This window comes from Bacillus sp. 17RED48 (assembly GCF_019837545.1).
GTDB lineage: Bacteria > Bacillota > Bacilli > Bacillales > Bacillaceae_G > Bacillus_A > Bacillus_A wiedmannii.
This window is the reverse complement of sequence record NZ_JADAXG010000003.1, coordinates 264071-281601: the sequence shown is the minus strand read 5'-3', so window position 1 is coordinate 281601 and position 17531 is coordinate 264071. Positions and strand designations below refer to the sequence as shown.

The following is a 17531-nucleotide window of genomic DNA, read 5'->3' as shown; positions in this document are numbered from 1 at the left end:
GTTTCTTTCAAACTAATTTTCCACTCAATTGACAAGGCTTCACAAAAAAACAGGCGTGTGAAACCTGCAAATGACAAGCGTTTATTTTGTCTTTTGGCCTTGTGCACGAAGAAATTTCAGCAAAGCATAGGCAATTATAGCTGTGAATAACTGATTGAACAACGCATTGGATGTTGTACCAAACAATACGGAAACGTTCAAATTCAGCTAAATCCAGCGGAAAAATGATTCAATTTCCCAGCGCTATTTGTACATGGCGGCGATTCCTTCGGACAGATAGATTGGTAGAACACATATTCCCCAAACTACTCCAGTAATTACACCATCTGAAATAACACGTCCCATACCCACTAATTATTTTTCATCAAATGCGTAAATGCCGTGTCAACTTTGATTGCACATTCGTTCCAAATCATTATTTGTTAATTTAAGTGAACTATGGTCCTCCTCATGAATTTTATTCATGCCTCCATTATATTTCTTCGTTTTATTTAATGCCATTACCAACATACAATAAGTGCATGCTCTATTATATGACCCTTGACAAGGGATATATTTTTTATGGAAGGATAAAGTGAAATGCAAAAAATTTTAGTTACAGGTGCTGCAGGTAAGATTGGCCAAGATGTTACAAGATTCCTAGATAAGCAAGGGAATTACTAGTTACGGCTAGCAGATATTAACTTATCTGCTTTAGAAACTTTTAAAGATATAAATCATGAAATCATATATTTAGATATTTCTGATTTAGCTGCTTGTCAAGAATTTACGAAAGGGATAGATATAGTTATACACTTGGCAGGTAATCCTTCGCCAAATGCTGATTTTTATGGCTCCTTATTAGAAAATCATATAAAGGGAACCTATAATATTTTTAGAGCTGCTAGTGATAATAATGTATCCAAAGTGATAGTTGCTCCCAGTGCTCAAACAATTGAAGGCTATCCTTTGGATTATCAACCACATGCTTATTCACCCACGAGACCCAAAAATATGTACGGGGTAAGTAAGTGTTTCGCATAGGCTGTTGCTTCTTACTTTGCTTATGAAGAAGGGTTACAAAGTCTTGCTATTCGTATAATAATCCATACGGTAAACCACTAACAGCTAGAGATATGAGTACATACTTAAACCCAGAAGATTTTATGGACCTTCTCTTAAAGTCGATGACGGCAAAGAACTTACCTCCATTTTCAATTTTACATGGTGTATCTAACAACAGGTTTAAACGAATTGATATTGAAGGAACAAGAAAGTTAGTTGGTTATAGCCCTAGTTCTGATGCTTTTGTACTAAGTGGTATTAAGTTCTTTGATTCTTGATAAATGCATATCTAGAAAAGAGATTATATTATTGTTATTTAGCTTTTATTTGTTCTATTTTCAATAGATACAGTTTATACAATCGTAATATCACAATTCCTTTAGATAGGGCACACTATTCTTCTGTCTCATTTGTGGAACAACTCTATTGTCACCACTAGTTCCACAGATGTTCTTTTCCGTTTCAGCATAATCGGGTAGCACCATCAAAACGCGAATTTCGTACGCTAAGCAAAATTTCATAAGAAAAAGCCGATTTCCGGTACTCTAAGAGAATAATTGGCTTTTTACTGTTAAGTCGTTTGTAGTGATTGTAGGGAGTCTAATGATGCAATTTCTTTTATACTAAATCGGTATTTTCCTAGAATATTAATGTGTTCCCATTCTAATGGAGAAATATATTTCAATAATTCTTCATTAAGATGGGAATTAAATAACTCAACTTTCGCACCTATAAAATAAGCTGGGAGATTTAGCAATATTGAATTTAGAGTCTATCAATTGTGTACTGTACAACTTGAGTAAAATGAAAAGCACCTCGATTCTTGTTATAGTGAGATTACCTAGAAATCACTACCACAGAAGAGGTGCCTTAACTACAATAGCTCAAAATAACCAATATCATCAACTACCAAAAGAACTTAATTCTATTTTTTCCGAGCTTGAAATGAAGATCCAGCTAAGGATGCAGTCTATCGCTTCTTATAAACGGTGCCAATGTTCAATTGGCGCCCTTTCCTGCTGCTGTTTAGTATGAATGCGATTAAAAAAGTAACTCGACTTACGAAAAAAAACGCTCCAAAGTGTTGATTGTGCTTATCATCGTAACTGCAGTAAAAAAGTTGAATTGCTAGCACACTATTTTGACACCTTGGTTAACTATTCCACCTTTGCAGTATTTCCTGTTTTTAATCAATGAGTAAGGGGCAAAATTTAAAGTATATGGTGGCACTATTTGTACTTCTTTCTGTAATCTCTACTCATCGAATAAATTTAGAGCTATCACTCATGCCTTCAGTTGAACACCCCGATGACTGAACTAAGATAAGTTATGGATGAAGCGCCCGTGCCATCGCATCAAAATAATTCTGACTGGCACGCTGACTCACTTCGGCTTCAGGCACAAGTACTTCAAAGCAATGGAAGCAGCCGGGGTAGAGATGAAATTCAACATCTACTCCTGCTTGTGCAAGTCGTGTTACATATTCAATAATTTCATCTCGGAATAAATCGAGTTGACCTACACATGTATAAGTTGGCGGTAGTCCTGCTAAGTTGTCTGCTCTCGAAGGTACGGCATAGGGAGATTGTTCGTTAGTATCGTTCTTCTTTCCTAAGTACATATTCCAAGCCGTTAAATTGTTTGATCTATTCCATGTTGCATTTTCTTCTATAATCTCATAGCTTGATGGTGTTATGTTGTGGCTATCAAGCATCGGATACAGCGGCATCTGAAAAATAATAGATGGACCTCCTTTATCACGAGCCATTAATGCAAGTGCTGCTGTTAGCCCACCGCCTCCACTTGCGCCGGCGATCGCAACTCGATTTACATCAATTCCAAGCGAGTCTGCCTCATTTGTCATCCAAACCAAGCCTGCATAACAATCTTCAATAGCCGCTGGATAAGGGTTTTCGGGCGCAAGTCGATAATTGACAGACACAACAACGCATTCAGCAGTCTGAACAAAGCGTTCACACAAAACATCGTCCATATCAGGGTGGCCCATTACGTATCCACCACCGTGAATCCACAGCATAGCTGGAAGTTTATCAAGATTTTTCTCAACGGGTTCATAAATTTTAACTAACATCTCGCCGGCTGCGCCAGGAATCATTCGCTTGGTCATGTGTACAAGCTCTGATTTTTCCAAATGTGGATTCGACAAGAGACTTCGACTCACCTCTAAATCCCCCTCTAATTGAAAGCCTGGAAATTGTGAGAAAGCCTGTTTTAATTCTGGTAATACTCGACTGTCAATTTTCATATAAATTCCTCCAGTTAAATAATGAGACTTGATGCAATCCTTATCGAATAATTAGCGGAATAGATGTGTCTCCTGTTCTCCTTCAGCTTCCCATTTGGCAATTTCCTCTCTCACACGAGGGGCAACTTCTGTTCCAAGCAATTCTATGGCACGCATGACTTGATCATGTGGCATGGTACTTAATGGTACATACATCATAAAGCGTGTAATCCCTACATGCTTACGAAGATGGATGATTTTTTCGGCGACCGTATCTGGATCACCAACATACAACGCCCCTTCAAAACTTCGTGCAGTATCAAAGCTGGAACGATCATAATAAGGCCACCCCCGCTCTTTACCAAGTTTATTCATGCCTGCCTGAGTGGAAGGGAAAAATGTATCTGCTGCCAATTCCGTATTCTCTCCAACAAATCCAATCGAATGAGACCCCACCTGAAGTTTTGATACATCATGACCAGCGTGAGCCGCCGCTTTCTTATATAGTTGTACAATTCGTGCAAAGTGCATTGGGCTACCACCAATAATCGCCAGCATAAGTGGTAATCCCAGAAAACCGGCACGGATAGCAGATTCCTGATTCCCACCGCTACCAACCCATATCGGTAAAGGATTTTGAACAGGTCTTGGATACACACCTAAATTATTGATTGCCGGTCGATGTCTGCCTTCCCAAGTCACTTTTTCGGACTGACGTATTTTGAGCAGTAGGTCCAAATGTTCTTCAAACAGTTCATCATAGTCCTTCAATTCATAACCAAACAGTGGAAAAGATTCGATAAAGGAACCACGACCCGCCATAATCTCTGCACGTCCATTTGAAATGCCATCCAGTGTAGAGAAATCCTGAAAAACACGCACAGGATCAGCTGAAGAAAGCACGGTTACTGCACTCGCAAGCCGTATCTTTTTCGTTTGTGGTGCCGCCGCTGATAGAACCATCGCTGGAGAGGATGCTGCATAATCCTCCCTATGGTGCTCACCAACACCAAACACATCAAGTCCTACTTGATCAGCAAGAACGATTTCTTCAACAACTTCACGCAATCGCTGTGCGTGACTTATCACTTCACCACTATGAACATCTGGTTTCGTTTCTACAAAAGACGTAATACCTATTTCCATTTGTTATCTCTCCTAGTCTAATTAGATTTTAAGTCAAAAAAATTAATCATTTCCTTTATGGAAGTAACATGTTTCTCATATTGGCTAACACACGTTTATTTCATAAAATCTTAACTCGTCTGGTCATAGCCCAAAAAAGAAGAGCGAAAGCACTTACAGAGGCTCCGAGTAAGGAAACCCCTCCCCAGCCAAAGTGTGCGTATATTTGAGTCGAAGCAATTGAACCACCAGCACTGCCGATAGAATAAAAAACCATATATCCAGCAGTAAGTCGACTCCGTGCTTCTGTATGCAATGGAAGAATCATGGTTTGATTCGTGACATGTATTGCTTGTACGGCCAAATCAAGTAGAATTATCCCTATCACTAATGCGATTAATGACTGCTCCATATAGCTGATGAACAACCATGAAATCAATAATAGAGCTAAAGCAATGCCTGTCGTTCGTTGTCCGTAACCTTGATCGGCCAATTTCCCTGCCCGTGCCGCAGCTAAGGCTCCAGCCACACCTACAAGACCGAATGCACCAATTGCACTATGAGATAGAGCAATTGGCGGTGTACTAAGTGGCAGTACTAGTGAAGTCCACAAAATGCTGAAATCAGCAAAAATCAGCATGGCTAGAACGGAGCGAACGCGTAACGTTCGTTCTTGAATAAATAAAGTAAGCACCGATCTAATCAACTGAGGGTAGGATAGCGATTTTACCTCGCGCTCAACATTGGGCAACATCTTTATAAACATAAAAACCATCAAAAGCATGAGCGCAGCAGAAAATAGATATACAGAACGCCATCCCACAACATCTGTTAATATACCAGCAAAAGTACGTGCAAGAAGTATACCAATAACAATTCCACTTGTTACAATACCAACGACACGTCCTCTTTCTCTAGGGGAAGCGATGGTCGCTGCAAACGCCACGAGAGTCTGTGTCACAACTGCAAGCAGCCCCACCAAAGCCATACCTGCGAAAAGTACCATGCTGGAGGAAGCAGTACCAACTATAACCAGAGCTGTTGTAGATAATAGCATCTGACCGACAATTAGATGTCGCTGGTTTAGCAAATCTCCAAGTGGTACGAGTAGCAGTAAGCCCACTCCATAAAAAATTTGTGTAACGGTAATAACAACACCAATAATGGAATGGTTAATACCAAACTCATTAGATAGTTGATCAAGCAACGGCTGTGCAAAGTAAATATTGGCAACAGACATTCCACAGGCAGCCGCAAACAATAATGCCAAAGCGTGAGACATGGATGGCTGTTGATTCAAATTAGGTTTTGTTATGGAAGATTTATGACTTATCTTAGTGTAGAGTGGATCATCTTCTATATTTGTCTCTGTTTTGAACATACCTTGACCTCCAATCACATTAGATTTTTAATCATAACATACCGTTCGGTACAATATGATTACTGGTAAATATAACTTAGACTTATTCATTCTGTCAACGATTTTCACACTAAAGTTAATGTTACATTAACTTAATGGAGCTTAATTTGACATGAATAATGGCTAATTATATAATAATAACATACTGTCTGGTAATTAAAAAAATAATTGTAATTACCTACACACCTATCCTAAAACAATTAATAAAATCAAAGTTTGAAGAGGAGAATTCTTAATGGCAAGAACCCGTGAATTTGATGAGGATCAAGTTTTAGATGCAGCAATGCAGTTATTTTGGGAGAAAGGATATGAGGCTACCTCATTAAGTGATCTTACTTCCAGAATGGGCATTCAACGTCCTAGTATTTATTCGACTTTTGGAGATAAGAAAGAATTATTTGAAGCCGCACTTCGCAGGTATACAATGTCTCGGGCCTCTGATATACGAAATAGGCTTCAAAGTCACTCCTCTGTAAAAGAGGCATTTTCTATTTTCTTTGCCGATGTCGTCAATGAAGAATACGCAGGGGATCTTAGTAAAGGTTGTTTTTGTATCAATACAATGGTTGAACTAGCACCTCATGATGAGAGATTTGAAATTTTGACCAGAGAACATCAAATGTACCTCGCCGTCATTTTTCAGGAGACGATCGAACGAGGAATCCAATCAGGTGAGCTGGAATTCAACACAGATGCAAAGTCTTTGGCACAGGCACTGATTGTAGCGTTAATCGGTCTAACGGTTATGATGAAATCTCGCCCCCAACGTTCATTTGTGGACAATGTAATAGCAGCGACGCTCACATTACTTAAGTGACATAATTGTATTTAAAAGTACGAAAACCATACCTTTATAGGGGGAACATCAAATCTCCATCAAGCTACAATTTTATAGTACCCCCAGAACGAAATTTTGTGCTAACTTGTAACAAAAATGCTCATTTTTTCATTTCGGGGTAATTCTGAATTCTTAAGTTGATGGGTATGAGGGAGCACCACATGCCCATCAACTCAAAATCTCATACCACCTCCAGAACGAAAATTTTATGCATGTTGCTCGTATTTATTGTTTGGGGATAAATCGTTCTTTAAGCTTGATGGCGATTTGGTGCTATCCCTAAAACATCTGGACTTTAATAGCCAACTAAAAAAACGCAAACAAAAAGACCTTTAATCAGTCGTTTTGTTTGCATTTCCTTTTTCTAAAACCACAGAAAAGATAAGTACTATAGTTAACACCATAATAAACCCAACTTCACTTCCATCACTTACAAAAAATGAATACAAAGTATAAATTAAAATTAATATTCCATAAATAACTTTGTGCAATGAACTCCCCCCTTTTTACCATATATTTTAGTGTAAAAATTTAATTCAAGCCCTATATTAAAATGAAAATAAAAAGCACCTGTGATATACACGTGCTTTTCTCTTGTCAATTTATCTATTTTCTTTTTATAACTCAAATTTCTTCGAATCGTACTTTTCTAGAGTTTGTTACAATTCATTTTGTTCATACGGAATATGTTTTTCTGTCTGTACATCTTCAACATTTTCTCCACCTGTTAATAATCTCCTGTACTTAAAAGAGTGCCCTGTTAATACTGCTGTAATCATTTTGTATTGCCCTCCTTTTGTTTGATTACTTGTATCATAAAACAAGTATCTGAAGTTGATATGTAGTTTATCTAGAGTGTATGTAAATTTAAAAAATCTCTAATAAAATGTTTATGTTGTAACGTTACCATCAAAACTAGTGCTTCAAACACCCTGATTTGAAGAGACAGTAACCCATATTCTAGCTTAAATTTCCACTACAGTTCTATATTGAGTAAAACCAGTTGCTCCCTATAATATAATAAGAGCACCACTTTTTGGATGCTCTTCGTTATAACTATATAGTATTTAATTTCCTTCTTTTGTTGGTACCATTTTTCCTTCTTGAGAACCTGTACCTTCTGTTCTTTCAACAGTTTTTGCATCTCCATTAGGAGTTGCTGGCACTGCATCTTTAGGTACATCAAAGTTTTGTGAGAAAGACGTTGTTCCATCTGCACTCCGTGTAATTACTTGATTTGAACTATCTTCATTTGATTTTAAATTGTTCATTTTCGCATCATCTGCACCTACTGCACCCCCAGCTACCAATCCTGTACTTAAAAGTGCTCCTGCTAATAATGTTTTAATCATTTTTCATTACCTCCTTGTTTTGTTTGGAACTACATTTAGCATAAGACAAGAATCTATAGTTGATATGGACTGTATCTGGAGATTATGTAAAGAAAAATAGATGATCAGTTGTATATCCTAATGGGTGCTTAGGCAAGATTGAAACTTAATATGAGTTTGATAATTGAGTTACCCTTCGTTTTTGGGTGTAAGTTTTTTGGCTGGGGTGAAGTGAGGAGCTAACCTTTTCTAATTTGAAACATTTACAAATAAAGCGTGATAAAAATATGATGATTATCCCTTATGTTACTCCTTGTACTAAAGATAAGATTGAATTCTCCGATCTTATCTTTTTTGTTTGTAGAAATTTAATGCAAAAAAACAGAATCCTTGTAATAAGGATTCTGTAACAAGAAATGACAGATATATATCAATAAAAAGAGTTACTTATATTATAATTTAAAATGCAACAAACACATGCAATTTTTGTTCAAAACGCCAATGTTTTTTAAGACTTTCTCCACATCTTTAAACTGCAATTCTTCCGTAGAACCTTTCAACGCTGTCGTAGATGAAGTTCCACCCGTAATCACTTGTGCCACTTCATCAAAGTAACCTGTTCCGACTTCGCGTTGATGACGCATAGCAAAATAACCATGCTCTTCTGCTGCAAATTCGGCCTGTTGTAATTCAGAATACGCTGCCATACCACGTTCTTTATAGCCGCGTGCTAATTTCTTGGTCCATAACATCTACTATTTAGTTGTAGGTAAAAAATTTCATTTTAATATGTGGTCTTCCATTATTATATTTAGTATCGTATTTATTCCGGGTTTCTCGTATATGTTGAAAAAGGGTCCAGATATACTTATTAATGATTAAACCAATAGTACTTATCGTAGGCGCTACCATGATCTGGTTGGCGTCTTGTTTGTTGTTAAGGAAAGATAACAAAACAAAATTTCCTTAATCACAAGGCTTTAAAAGTAACCTATCCATAGTGATACTACAGCAACTACTAACAAAGCAAAACAAATTGTGATATTTCGAACCCACTTTTGTATATTATCAAAATACCGTTCTATAAATATAGCGTAAATATAAACCATAAGAAATAGAACAACGAAAGTAAAGGAATCCAATTTATCGTTAAATTTTTCATTAGTAAATGTGCTTACATGAAGGAATAGGAATAGAAAAACAAACACTACTATGAATAACTCAAATATCCTTTTTTTATTCACCCCGCCACCACCTTACATTAATTTCCTTTTATTCCGTTTTATCAGAACATAATGTGTAGCAGCATATGAATAATTTATTTATGTCAAAAAGGCCAACAATTTAATATCGTTAGCCTCTACTTTCCATACTCGTACCTTTTATCACTTTACTTCCTAACAACTGGAATCCACATTTCACCAAATACTAAGCCGTCTCTCTGTCCCATCTCAACCGTTGTATTCGGTCCACCAACATAGGCAAAATCTTTTGCTTCTCGTAAAGCTTGACCGAAGGCGATGCCAGTCAGCTTATTACTTAGCTCTTCAGCCGTTTTGTCTTCCCCTCTCACTACTAAGTATTCTCCCTTCGGAAACTGGATCACTCTAGATTCTTCTTCTATTTGTGCTTCTGTCATGACACCAGCATAATACATCATCTTGTTATTCACCGCTTCGCTCACAGAAAAAATATATTCGTTTGTAGCTAAAGCTTTTAAAGTGTCCAACCTTCCATCTTCTTTAACAGCTGACCAAAAGTCTTCTTTTTCTTTATTTATTCCAGCAAAGTTTGTATAGTCACTCTTAATTTCAGTTCCAATACCTAACACAATAAAGCTATCTTTTTCTTCAATCGTATAATTTTTCATATTCAAAACCTTCCTTTTTTTAAAATGAATCAAACGATTTATCTTTTCATCTGATACGTTTATAATATCCTTAAATCATGTCAAAAAATGATACTGTTTAGGAGACTCCAATGAAAAAAGTTGAACGGATTAATACAATTATGCGGTATATCAACAATCGCTCCCACTTTACGATTACTGAAATCATGCGAGAATTTAACATATCACGATCGACAGCTATTAGAGACATTAGAGACATTGAAGCTATGGGCATGCCACTTGTCGCTGAAGTTGGAAGAACTGGTGGATATTTTGTCATGCATAATTCTATCCTGCCCGTTGTTCGCTTTACTGACAATGAAGTCAAAGCTCTTTTTATTGCCTTTATGGCTACAAGAAATCAACAACTTCCCTATTTAAAAAGTCGTCAATCTTTAGCCGAAAAACTACTAGGACTCATTTCAGAAACCCAGCAAGATGACCTCGTTCTTTTAAATCAACTCTTACTTTTTGAAGGGACTAATCCTCATAATCCCGATCTACTTGAGCTTTCTGACCTCCCCCACCCTATGTTAGAAAAACTCATCCAAATCCTTCTTTTGGATAGTCATTTATTGATTACAACCAAAGAAGAAAAAGAAATCAGGTCTTATCCCATTTATCTATTACACCTTTATCAAGAAAAAAGCCATTGGATCATTGAAGGGTTCGACTTAAAAGAGGAAAAGAAGATGATGTTTCCTGTCGATGACCTCATCAATATCGAACCGTACACGACGAAAAAGAGGTTAAATAAGAAACAGATTTTAGAAAAACTCAATAAGAAGGACGAAGCAATTAACCTTGTACTTGAACTTGGTCCAAAAGCGATTGCCCAGTACAAAAAATACCATCCTTTCAAAATTTCAATTTCTTATACAAACCCTTACCAATCCACAGCCATTTTAAAAACATTTATCGATGTTAACAATTCCGATGAAGTGACAGAGATAACACATTGGCTACTTTTCCTAGGGAAAGATATTACAACCAGGGAAATGCCTGAAGAAATATTAAACGATTTACAAGAGCGGTTAGGTTTATATTCTCCATAAGCAGTGATCGGTTAAACCTCAAAATATTGAGTTTAATTCGTTACCTGTTGCCCATATTTTTTTACCATGAGAGCACAATACATAATAAAAGCACGGAAAATCTTCCCGTGCTTTTTCAAATATATATAATTTCGGATGACTTAATTCACTTACCCTAACTGACGTTTAAATGCTTTACTAGCGAAAAAGTAAGAGATGATCATGATACCTACGCACCAAGCGAGTGCAGTCCAAATATCGTTGCCAACAGTCCCTTCATATAATAGGGCACGAACCGCATTCACGATTGAAGTTACAGGCTGATTCTCAGCAAACACACGGACAATTTTAGGCATCGTTTCGGTAGGTACGAAGGCCGAACTAATAAATGGAAGAAAAACGAGTGGGTACGAGTACGCTGTCGCCCCTTCCATAGACTTCGCTTTCAGCCCTGGAATGATAGCTAGCCATGTTAGCGCTAACGTAAACATCCCCAGTATTCCCGCTACCGCAAGCCAATCTAGCATATTTGCACTAGAACGAAAGCCCATTAAGAGCGCAACAAGAATAACCACCACGATAGTAAGTACATTAGCAACAAGAGAAGTTAAAACGTGAGCCCACAATATTGATGAGCGCTTAATAGGCATCGTAATGAAACGTGCCATCAGCCCACTCTTTACATCCGTAAACAATCGTACTGAAGTGTAAGCCACGCCGGATGCGATAGCCATTAACAAAATTCCCGGCAATAAATAATTAACGTAGTTATCCGTTCCAGTCTTTATAGCCCCGCCAAACACGTAGACAAACAATAACATCATCATAATCGGTGTAATTGCTACTGTAATAATTGTATCCGGACTACGCATAATATTACGCATTAAGCGCCCTAGTAATACCCCTGTTTTGCTTTTCATTTACATCTCCTCCTTTTTACCGATAATCGCAAGAAAAATTTCTTCCAACGTCGGCTGCTTCTCGATATACTCTACTTTTGCTGGCGGGAACATCTCTTTCAGTTCTGTAAGAGTACCTGTCGTTATGATTTTTCCGCCATGCAAAATAGCGATACGGTCCGCCAGTTGTTCTGCTTCCTCCAAGTACTGAGTCGTAAGTAAGATCGTTGTGCCACTGCCGGCAAGTTCCTTGACTGTATCCCACACTTCGATCCGCGCTTCCGGATCAAGTCCAGTCGTTGGTTCGTCTAGAAAAATAACTGCTGGCGCCCCAATCAAACTCATCGCGATATCAAGTCGGCGCTTCATCCCGCCTGAATACTGGTCTGCCCTCTGGTTGGCCGCATCAGTCAGGCTAAATCTTACAAGTAGATTATCAGCAACTTGCGCGGGATTGGAAACACCACGTAACTTAGCAATCATTATCAAGTTTTCCCTTCCAGTAAGCATGCCGTCTAAAGCTGCGAACTGTCCTGTCAAACTGATGCTTTGACGAACATGATCTGATTGACGTTGGACGTCAAAACCGCAAATACTTACTTCACCATCATCTTGTTTCATTAGCGTTGAAAGGATGTTGACCGTTGTCGTCTTTCCCGCTCCATTTGAGCCTAGCAGCGCGAAAATTTCGCCACGCTGCACCTCAAAATCCACTCCCTTTAAGACTTCTTTATCTTTAAAAGATTTTTTTAACCCTTTTACAGAAATTGCTGCATTGCTCATACTTTTTCCCCCTTATTAAAATAGGTTACCTATAACCTCTATTTAGTATCACTGATAATCTGTATTACTTAGTAGCGGTTTAAAAATATAACTGAATAGCGATGGTGGCAATTTACATTTGTAACCAGCTAATCAGTCGGTATTACTAATTGCATTTATTTTTTTCTCAATTTCTTCATAATACTTTCATTCAAATCTTCACGATACTTAGAGACATACGTTTTAGCGTTTGCCACTAGTTCATCAGCAAAGGATGCTACGTCCTCCCCAGTAATGTCAAGCACTTGTCTACCTTCCGCTGCACCAGCTTCAAACAAATCGATTAATTCATACTGTATGTGCAGCATATCCATTCCATTACCCGCTGAGAAATTCCACATGTAGTTTTGAATTTTCTTAAACACAAACTGATAATCTTCCGGTAGTGCTCCAACACGTGCCATCATCATTTTGTACTCTTTTTTATCACCGATTAATTTTTTAAACATTTCCAACATCTTATTTTCCTCCTTTTTTATAAAGCAGAACAAGAAATTCTCCAAATATGAGCCGGAACATTTTATTTTATGAGGCTAGTTTGACTTCAAGACGTTAATTTTTGAAGAAACGAAATCCCATTTTTCCCAAAATAATTCAAGCTCCTGACGGCCATCATCATTTAATGAATAAAACTTACGAGGCGGTCCCATATCTGATGGTTTCTTTTCAATATTCACAAGCTTTTTCTTTTCTAATCGTACGAGGATAGTATAAACCGTCCCTTCCACAACCTCTGTAAACCCAAGATCATTCAGGTGGCGGGTAATCTCATAGCCATACGTTTCACGGCGACTAATGATTTCCAGCACACACCCTTCCAGTGAACCTTTTAGCATTTCAGTTAAATTTTCCATGTCCTGATCCTCCTTTACCCCCTATTCTGTCTGACTTATATTCAGTATCACAGAGTACTAAGGCGAATTTTTACTGAATAGCTTCTGAGTAAAACCATACTATTCAGTATTACTTATTACAACTACATTGTATGACTAAGTAGCTATAGATGTCAACTGATTTTCAAATTTTTTCTAAAATCCGCTATTACCTATTGTTTACTGAAAACATTTTGAGAAACAACACTACTCAGTATCACCTATTACTTCTACATTGTATGACTGAGTAGTTGTAAATGTCAACACGATTTTTATATTTTTCTAAAATCAACTATTGCCTATCAGATACAGCCGATTTTCTTTTTAAAGAAATTTCACCATATACCTATCCGGCCAAGAAAAGAAAATACCCCGAAACAAATATTCTACATTTTTGTTTTGGGGCGCTATAGGTTAGCTCTTCTTAATAAGACAGATCATCCTTTTGTTACGATAACATCATATCCATATCTTCCGCTGCAGTTGTAATTAGTTTTAAACCGAATGTTTCTTGTAATACATCAAGCACGCCAGGTGAAATAAATTCAGGTGCCTTTGGACCGATACGAATATCTTGAATTCCAAGACTAAATAGCCCAAGTAAAATAGCAACCGCTTTTTGTTCAAACCATGATAAGACAATACTTACTGGCAATTCATTCACTTCACATTGGAAAGCATCTGCTAAAGCGGCCGCTATTTTCACTGTAGAAATTGAATTATTGCATTGTCCTAAATCAATGTAACGCGGAATCTCCGTACCAGGTACAACACCATAACTCACATCATTAAAACGGAATTTCCCGCAAGAAGTTGTTAAAATAACCGTTTCTGGCGGAAGCGACGTTGCTAATTCACGATAATATTCTCCGCCTTTTCCCGGAGCATCACAACCTGCGATGACAAAGAAACGCTTAATCTTTCCTTCTTTTACTGCATTAATAATTTCCGGAGCTAATGATAATACTGTATTATGATGAAACCCTGTTACTAACTGCTCATCCGACTCCATATGTACTTCTGGAAGTTCAAGCGCTTTTTGAATCAATGGTGCAAAATCATCATTTTCAATTTTTTGTACACCCTCTAAACCGGCAATATCATATGAAAAGAATCGATCAGAGTATGACCCTTTAATTGGCATAACACAGTTCGTTGTCGCTAATATAGCACCTGTAAATTTTTCGAAAAGACGTCGTTGATCATACCATGCCTTACCGATGTTTCCTTTTAAATGTTTATATTTTTTTAGCTGCGGATAACCGTGTGCTGGTAACATTTCAGAATGCGTATAAATATTAATTTCTTTTCCTTCTGTTTGCTTTAATAACTCTTCTAACGCAAATAAATTATGACCAGTAACTACAATTGCTTTACCTTCTACATGGTTTTGTGTAATTTGAACGGGCTCTGGAACACCAAAGTGATTCGTATGCGCCCCATCTAACAACTCCATTACTCGTAAAGCCGATTTCCCTACTTTCATAGCCATATCAATATGTTCTTGTTCATTAAAGTTGGAATTTGTTAATGTCATATACAGTGCTTCTTGCGTCGTAGCATCTACAAATGCATCAGTATACCCTAGCTGAGCAGCATGCGTACGATAAGCTGCAATTCCTTTTAGCCCAAACACAATCGTATCTTGTAAACTTGCTATTGTTTCATTTTTACCGCAAACACCTATTACTTTACATCCGCCTGTTGGCGTTTGTTCACATTGATAACAAAACATGATCATCCCACCCTCTCCCAATCATTCCTTACAAACTAAGCATAATATCCGGTGAGATAAAAGGATGTGATATCAATCACAATACTAAGTATAAATTTGTGACAGTTCATATTGTTGACATAATATTTTTATTGACACCAAAAAAACATTACATAATCATATTGTTCAGGTTTTCAAATATCTAAACTATTGCTGAATCACATATAAACTAGAAAGTTAACAGAAATAGACATACAAAAACGCTATTCTTTCTTTTTATTATTCAACTGAAAGAATAGCTTTTTTTCATTTTGAAGAACTATCAATTTTTTTATTAAAGATTTTATGAAAAATCACTTTATTTACAATACATTTACACTATCTTTACAATGTTTACATTATTTATATGATATATTTATATAGAATCTACTTAAGAAATTTCATGTACATTGTAATCTTTATAATCTCTTATCTAATTAATAAGAGATTATGTTTATATTTTTATACCAGGGGTGAATGAGGATGACTGAAACTTTAAAAACACTTATAATGCTTGATGCTACTTACGTTGTTATAGCAATTATGACGGTACTGGTATTTGTATACTTGGAATTAAAATCTCAGTAACGTATGCAGACTTCGCATTTAAATATAGTTAGAAAAAAGCGAGGAGAAAATTGTTTCTCCTCGCTTTTATATTCCCACAGTTTCTTATTTCAACAAATCCAATGTATGTAAAAGTAATCCTCTGTCCCCTACTTCTCCATGACCAGGCACTACTGCATTTATATTTCCATATCGCTTCAGCACATTTTCAATCGATGTAGACCATTCATTTACATAGGCATCAGCGACATTCCCTAAATTTTTAGCTTCCGCAGATTTCACTAAACAACCTCCAGCTAAAATGTTATATTGCGGTAACCATACGACAATATTATCTTCTGTATGTCCTTTCCCTGGATAGAACATTTCTACTTTCATATTTCCAAACTTTAATTTCGTAATGGTTTGTAAGTCTCCAAGTGGTTCTTCATATCCATATCTCTTTGCTAGTTCTGCTGTCAATGCCGTACTATGCGCTTTAATGCCTCTTTCTTTCAACGTTTTTATTCCGCCTATTCGATCAGCGTGCGCATGTGTAATAATAACATCCGTTACGCGCTTCTTAAATTTTTTTTCTACCATCTCTATTAATTCCTTCGTTAACTTATCATCCCAAGAAGAATCGACTAGTACTAACCCTTTAGAAGTAGTAAGAACTAGACCGTTCGAAGGAACTGCTTCTCCGTTAAAGTAACCTAACTCCGTATGAACCCATACATTTTTGTTTAACTGAGAAATTGAAATAGTTCCTGTCTCATTTTTTATTACTTTTTGCTCTAGCTTTTGTTCCGCTTTCACAGAAGAAATTGTACTAACAAATTGAGTTATTCCTAGTAAACTAACACATACCCCTAATTTTAATAATGTATTTTTCATTTTCTCCACCCTTTCTTTCAAACGAAATAGTTATTACCTATATTAGACAATTCATTTCAAATGTTTGTTCCATCTTTTCTTACATATTTTTCATACCATTAATAAAAAGCGCACAAAATTTTGTGCGCTTTAATTATATTTTGTTAAATTATAACATTCATACTATAATTTATTTATAACCCTTTAACGGAGGTGTTTTCAATGACTCTCTTCGCTTCCCCATCATTATTCATACTAGCAATCATTTCATTCGCACTAGCCTATTTCATCGGAGTTAAACAATACACTTGGCTCTTATCAGGATTCAATGAACGCCGTGTGTCAGATAAAATAAAGTTATCAAAAATAGTTGGTCTTTATAATTTAATTGCTGGTGTTATCGCTACAATTGGTAGCATCTTCCTTACTCCTAATGTAAAAATCGTATTTCCTATCATTATAATTGGACACTTTATAATCGCTGCCTATGTAAATACACGCATGGTGCAGTAAAAAAAGATCACCCAAATGGATGATCTTTTTTATAATTTATCAACATATTGCTTCGCTTCTAATAAGGAAAATCCAAAAGCTTCTCTTACTCTCTTAACTGCTGTAACTGTTTTTCCTTCTTCTAAGAGCTGACGCAACTCTTTATTAATTTCAGGTTCCCTATCTACAATTCCCATTTCTTTCGTAATTAGCTGTAATCTATCTTCCATCCTCTTTAAACGTGCATCCGTTTTCTTTTCGATTCTATTTAATTTTTCAACGATATAAATAAACCCAAAGACCGCTATCGGTATGATCATCCAAAATTCCATGACTATTCCTCCTC

General features: G+C 36.7%; 16 protein-coding genes and 4 pseudogenes. 4 read left to right on the top strand and 16 right to left on the bottom strand.

Going from position 1 to position 17531, the window contains the following annotated elements; translation table 11 throughout:
- Positions 1-261: 261 nt before the first annotated feature.
- A pseudogene (locus ILT06_RS32495) lies at positions 262-465 on the bottom strand (hypothetical protein); the annotation flags it as partial.
- A gap of 114 nt (positions 466-579) precedes the next feature.
- Between ILT06_RS32495 and ILT06_RS14310 the strand changes: the two are divergent.
- A pseudogene (locus tag ILT06_RS14310) lies at positions 580-1322 on the top strand (NAD-dependent epimerase/dehydratase family protein).
- Between the two features lie 1049 nt (positions 1323-2371).
- Here the strand turns inward: ILT06_RS14310 and ILT06_RS14305 are convergent.
- The 3 genes from ILT06_RS14305 to ILT06_RS14295 form a co-directional block, all read right to left on the bottom strand.
- Positions 2372-3310 (bottom strand): alpha/beta hydrolase, encoded by a 939-nt coding sequence (locus ILT06_RS14305; RefSeq protein ID WP_064475922.1) that lies wholly within the window; start codon positions 3308-3310, stop codon positions 2372-2374.
- Positions 3311-3361: 51 nt separating this feature from the next.
- Entirely contained in the window at positions 3362-4435 is a 1074-nt protein-coding gene (locus tag ILT06_RS14300; RefSeq protein WP_064475923.1) for an LLM class flavin-dependent oxidoreductase, read from the bottom strand.
- A 100-nt stretch (positions 4436-4535) separates the two neighbouring features.
- Positions 4536-5795, bottom strand: a complete 1260-nt coding sequence (locus tag ILT06_RS14295; protein WP_064475924.1) for an MFS transporter — start codon at positions 5793-5795, stop codon at positions 4536-4538.
- 274 nt (positions 5796-6069) lie between these two features.
- Between ILT06_RS14295 and ILT06_RS14290 the strand changes: the two genes are divergently transcribed.
- On the top strand, positions 6070-6651 hold the full coding sequence (locus ILT06_RS14290) for a TetR/AcrR family transcriptional regulator (RefSeq protein WP_002066413.1): 582 nt from the start codon (positions 6070-6072) through the stop codon (positions 6649-6651).
- A gap of 353 nt (positions 6652-7004) precedes the next feature.
- On the opposite strand, the gene ILT06_RS14285 is transcribed toward ILT06_RS14290, so the two are convergent.
- The 5 genes and pseudogenes from ILT06_RS14285 to ILT06_RS14265 form a co-directional block, all read right to left on the bottom strand.
- Entirely contained in the window at positions 7005-7163 is a 159-nt protein-coding gene (locus ILT06_RS14285; RefSeq protein WP_002137521.1) for a hypothetical protein, read from the bottom strand.
- 582 nt (positions 7164-7745) lie between these two features.
- A pseudogene (locus ILT06_RS14280) lies at positions 7746-8024 on the bottom strand (hypothetical protein); the annotation flags it as partial.
- Between the two features lie 509 nt (positions 8025-8533).
- Positions 8534-8740, bottom strand: a pseudogene (locus ILT06_RS14275) (isocitrate lyase); the annotation flags it as partial.
- A 243-nt stretch (positions 8741-8983) separates the two neighbouring features.
- Positions 8984-9247: a DUF3963 domain-containing protein gene (locus tag ILT06_RS14270; RefSeq protein WP_064475926.1), complete on the bottom strand. Its 264-nt coding sequence runs from the start codon at positions 9245-9247 to the stop codon at positions 8984-8986.
- Positions 9248-9393: 146 nt separating this feature from the next.
- Positions 9394-9873, bottom strand: a complete 480-nt coding sequence (locus ILT06_RS14265) for a GyrI-like domain-containing protein (protein ID WP_064475927.1) — start codon at positions 9871-9873, stop codon at positions 9394-9396.
- Positions 9874-9983: 110 nt separating this feature from the next.
- Between ILT06_RS14265 and ILT06_RS14260 the strand changes: the two genes are divergently transcribed.
- Positions 9984-10946, top strand: a complete 963-nt coding sequence (locus ILT06_RS14260; protein ID WP_222655221.1) for a helix-turn-helix transcriptional regulator — start codon at positions 9984-9986, stop codon at positions 10944-10946.
- Positions 10947-11095: 149 nt separating this feature from the next.
- Here the strand turns inward: ILT06_RS14260 and ILT06_RS14255 are convergent, their stop codons facing one another.
- The 6 genes from ILT06_RS14255 to bla2 form a co-directional block, all read right to left on the bottom strand.
- Entirely contained in the window at positions 11096-11845 is a 750-nt protein-coding gene (locus tag ILT06_RS14255; RefSeq protein WP_064475929.1) for an ABC transporter permease, read from the bottom strand.
- Positions 11846-12607 (bottom strand): ABC transporter ATP-binding protein, encoded by a 762-nt coding sequence (locus ILT06_RS14250; protein WP_064475930.1) that lies wholly within the window; start codon positions 12605-12607, stop codon positions 11846-11848. It abuts the gene before it with no gap.
- 155 nt (positions 12608-12762) lie between these two features.
- Positions 12763-13104, bottom strand: coding sequence for a DUF1048 domain-containing protein (locus tag ILT06_RS14245; protein ID WP_000891990.1), 342 nt, complete (start codon positions 13102-13104; stop codon positions 12763-12765).
- A gap of 75 nt (positions 13105-13179) precedes the next feature.
- Positions 13180-13500 (bottom strand): PadR family transcriptional regulator, encoded by a 321-nt coding sequence (locus ILT06_RS14240; protein ID WP_064475931.1) that lies wholly within the window; start codon positions 13498-13500, stop codon positions 13180-13182.
- Between the two features lie 466 nt (positions 13501-13966).
- The gene (hcp, locus tag ILT06_RS14235; RefSeq protein WP_064475986.1) at positions 13967-15253 is read right to left on the bottom strand and encodes a hydroxylamine reductase; all 1287 of its coding nucleotides are present in this window, start codon (positions 15251-15253) and stop codon (positions 13967-13969) included.
- Between the two features lie 690 nt (positions 15254-15943).
- Positions 15944-16714 (bottom strand): BcII family subclass B1 metallo-beta-lactamase, encoded by a 771-nt coding sequence (gene bla2, locus ILT06_RS14230; RefSeq protein WP_064475932.1) that lies wholly within the window; start codon positions 16712-16714, stop codon positions 15944-15946.
- Between the two features lie 201 nt (positions 16715-16915).
- Between bla2 and ILT06_RS14225 the strand changes: the two genes are divergently transcribed.
- Entirely contained in the window at positions 16916-17206 is a 291-nt protein-coding gene (locus tag ILT06_RS14225; RefSeq protein WP_064475933.1) for a DUF3784 domain-containing protein, read from the top strand.
- A gap of 29 nt (positions 17207-17235) precedes the next feature.
- On the opposite strand, the gene ILT06_RS14220 is transcribed toward ILT06_RS14225, so the two are convergent.
- Complete coding sequence (locus tag ILT06_RS14220; protein ID WP_064475934.1) at positions 17236-17517, bottom strand: hypothetical protein; 282 nt, start codon at positions 17515-17517, stop codon at positions 17236-17238.
- Positions 17518-17531: the final 14 nt, after the last annotated feature.

What these genes read in the sequence shown, in the direction of transcription:
- ILT06_RS14305 (WP_064475922.1), bottom strand. Translation starts at nt 3,310, where the DNA reads ATGAAAATTGACAGTCGAGTATTACCAGAATTAAAACAGGCTTTCTCA.
- ILT06_RS14245 (WP_000891990.1), bottom strand. Translation starts at nt 13,104, where the DNA reads ATGTTGGAAATGTTTAAAAAATTAATCGGTGATAAAAAAGAGTACAAA.
- ILT06_RS14240 (WP_064475931.1), bottom strand. Translation starts at nt 13,500, where the DNA reads ATGGAAAATTTAACTGAAATGCTAAAAGGTTCACTGGAAGGGTGTGTG.
- bla2 (WP_064475932.1), bottom strand. Translation starts at nt 16,714, where the DNA reads ATGAAAAATACATTATTAAAATTAGGGGTATGTGTTAGTTTACTAGGA.
- ILT06_RS14255 (WP_064475929.1), bottom strand. Translation starts at nt 11,845, where the DNA reads ATGAAAAGCAAAACAGGGGTATTACTAGGGCGCTTAATGCGTAATATT.
- ILT06_RS14250 (WP_064475930.1), bottom strand. Translation starts at nt 12,607, where the DNA reads ATGAGCAATGCAGCAATTTCTGTAAAAGGGTTAAAAAAATCTTTTAAA.
- ILT06_RS14265 (WP_064475927.1), bottom strand. Translation starts at nt 9,873, where the DNA reads ATGAAAAATTATACGATTGAAGAAAAAGATAGCTTTATTGTGTTAGGT.
- ILT06_RS14300 (WP_064475923.1), bottom strand. Translation starts at nt 4,435, where the DNA reads ATGGAAATAGGTATTACGTCTTTTGTAGAAACGAAACCAGATGTTCAT.
- ILT06_RS14295 (WP_064475924.1), bottom strand. Translation starts at nt 5,795, where the DNA reads ATGTTCAAAACAGAGACAAATATAGAAGATGATCCACTCTACACTAAG.
- ILT06_RS14290 (WP_002066413.1), top strand. Translation starts at nt 6,070, where the DNA reads ATGGCAAGAACCCGTGAATTTGATGAGGATCAAGTTTTAGATGCAGCA.
- hcp (WP_064475986.1), bottom strand. Translation starts at nt 15,253, where the DNA reads ATGTTTTGTTATCAATGTGAACAAACGCCAACAGGCGGATGTAAAGTA.
- ILT06_RS14260 (WP_222655221.1), top strand. Translation starts at nt 9,984, where the DNA reads ATGAAAAAAGTTGAACGGATTAATACAATTATGCGGTATATCAACAAT.
- ILT06_RS14220 (WP_064475934.1), bottom strand. Translation starts at nt 17,517, where the DNA reads ATGGAATTTTGGATGATCATACCGATAGCGGTCTTTGGGTTTATTTAT.
- ILT06_RS14225 (WP_064475933.1), top strand. Translation starts at nt 16,916, where the DNA reads ATGACTCTCTTCGCTTCCCCATCATTATTCATACTAGCAATCATTTCA.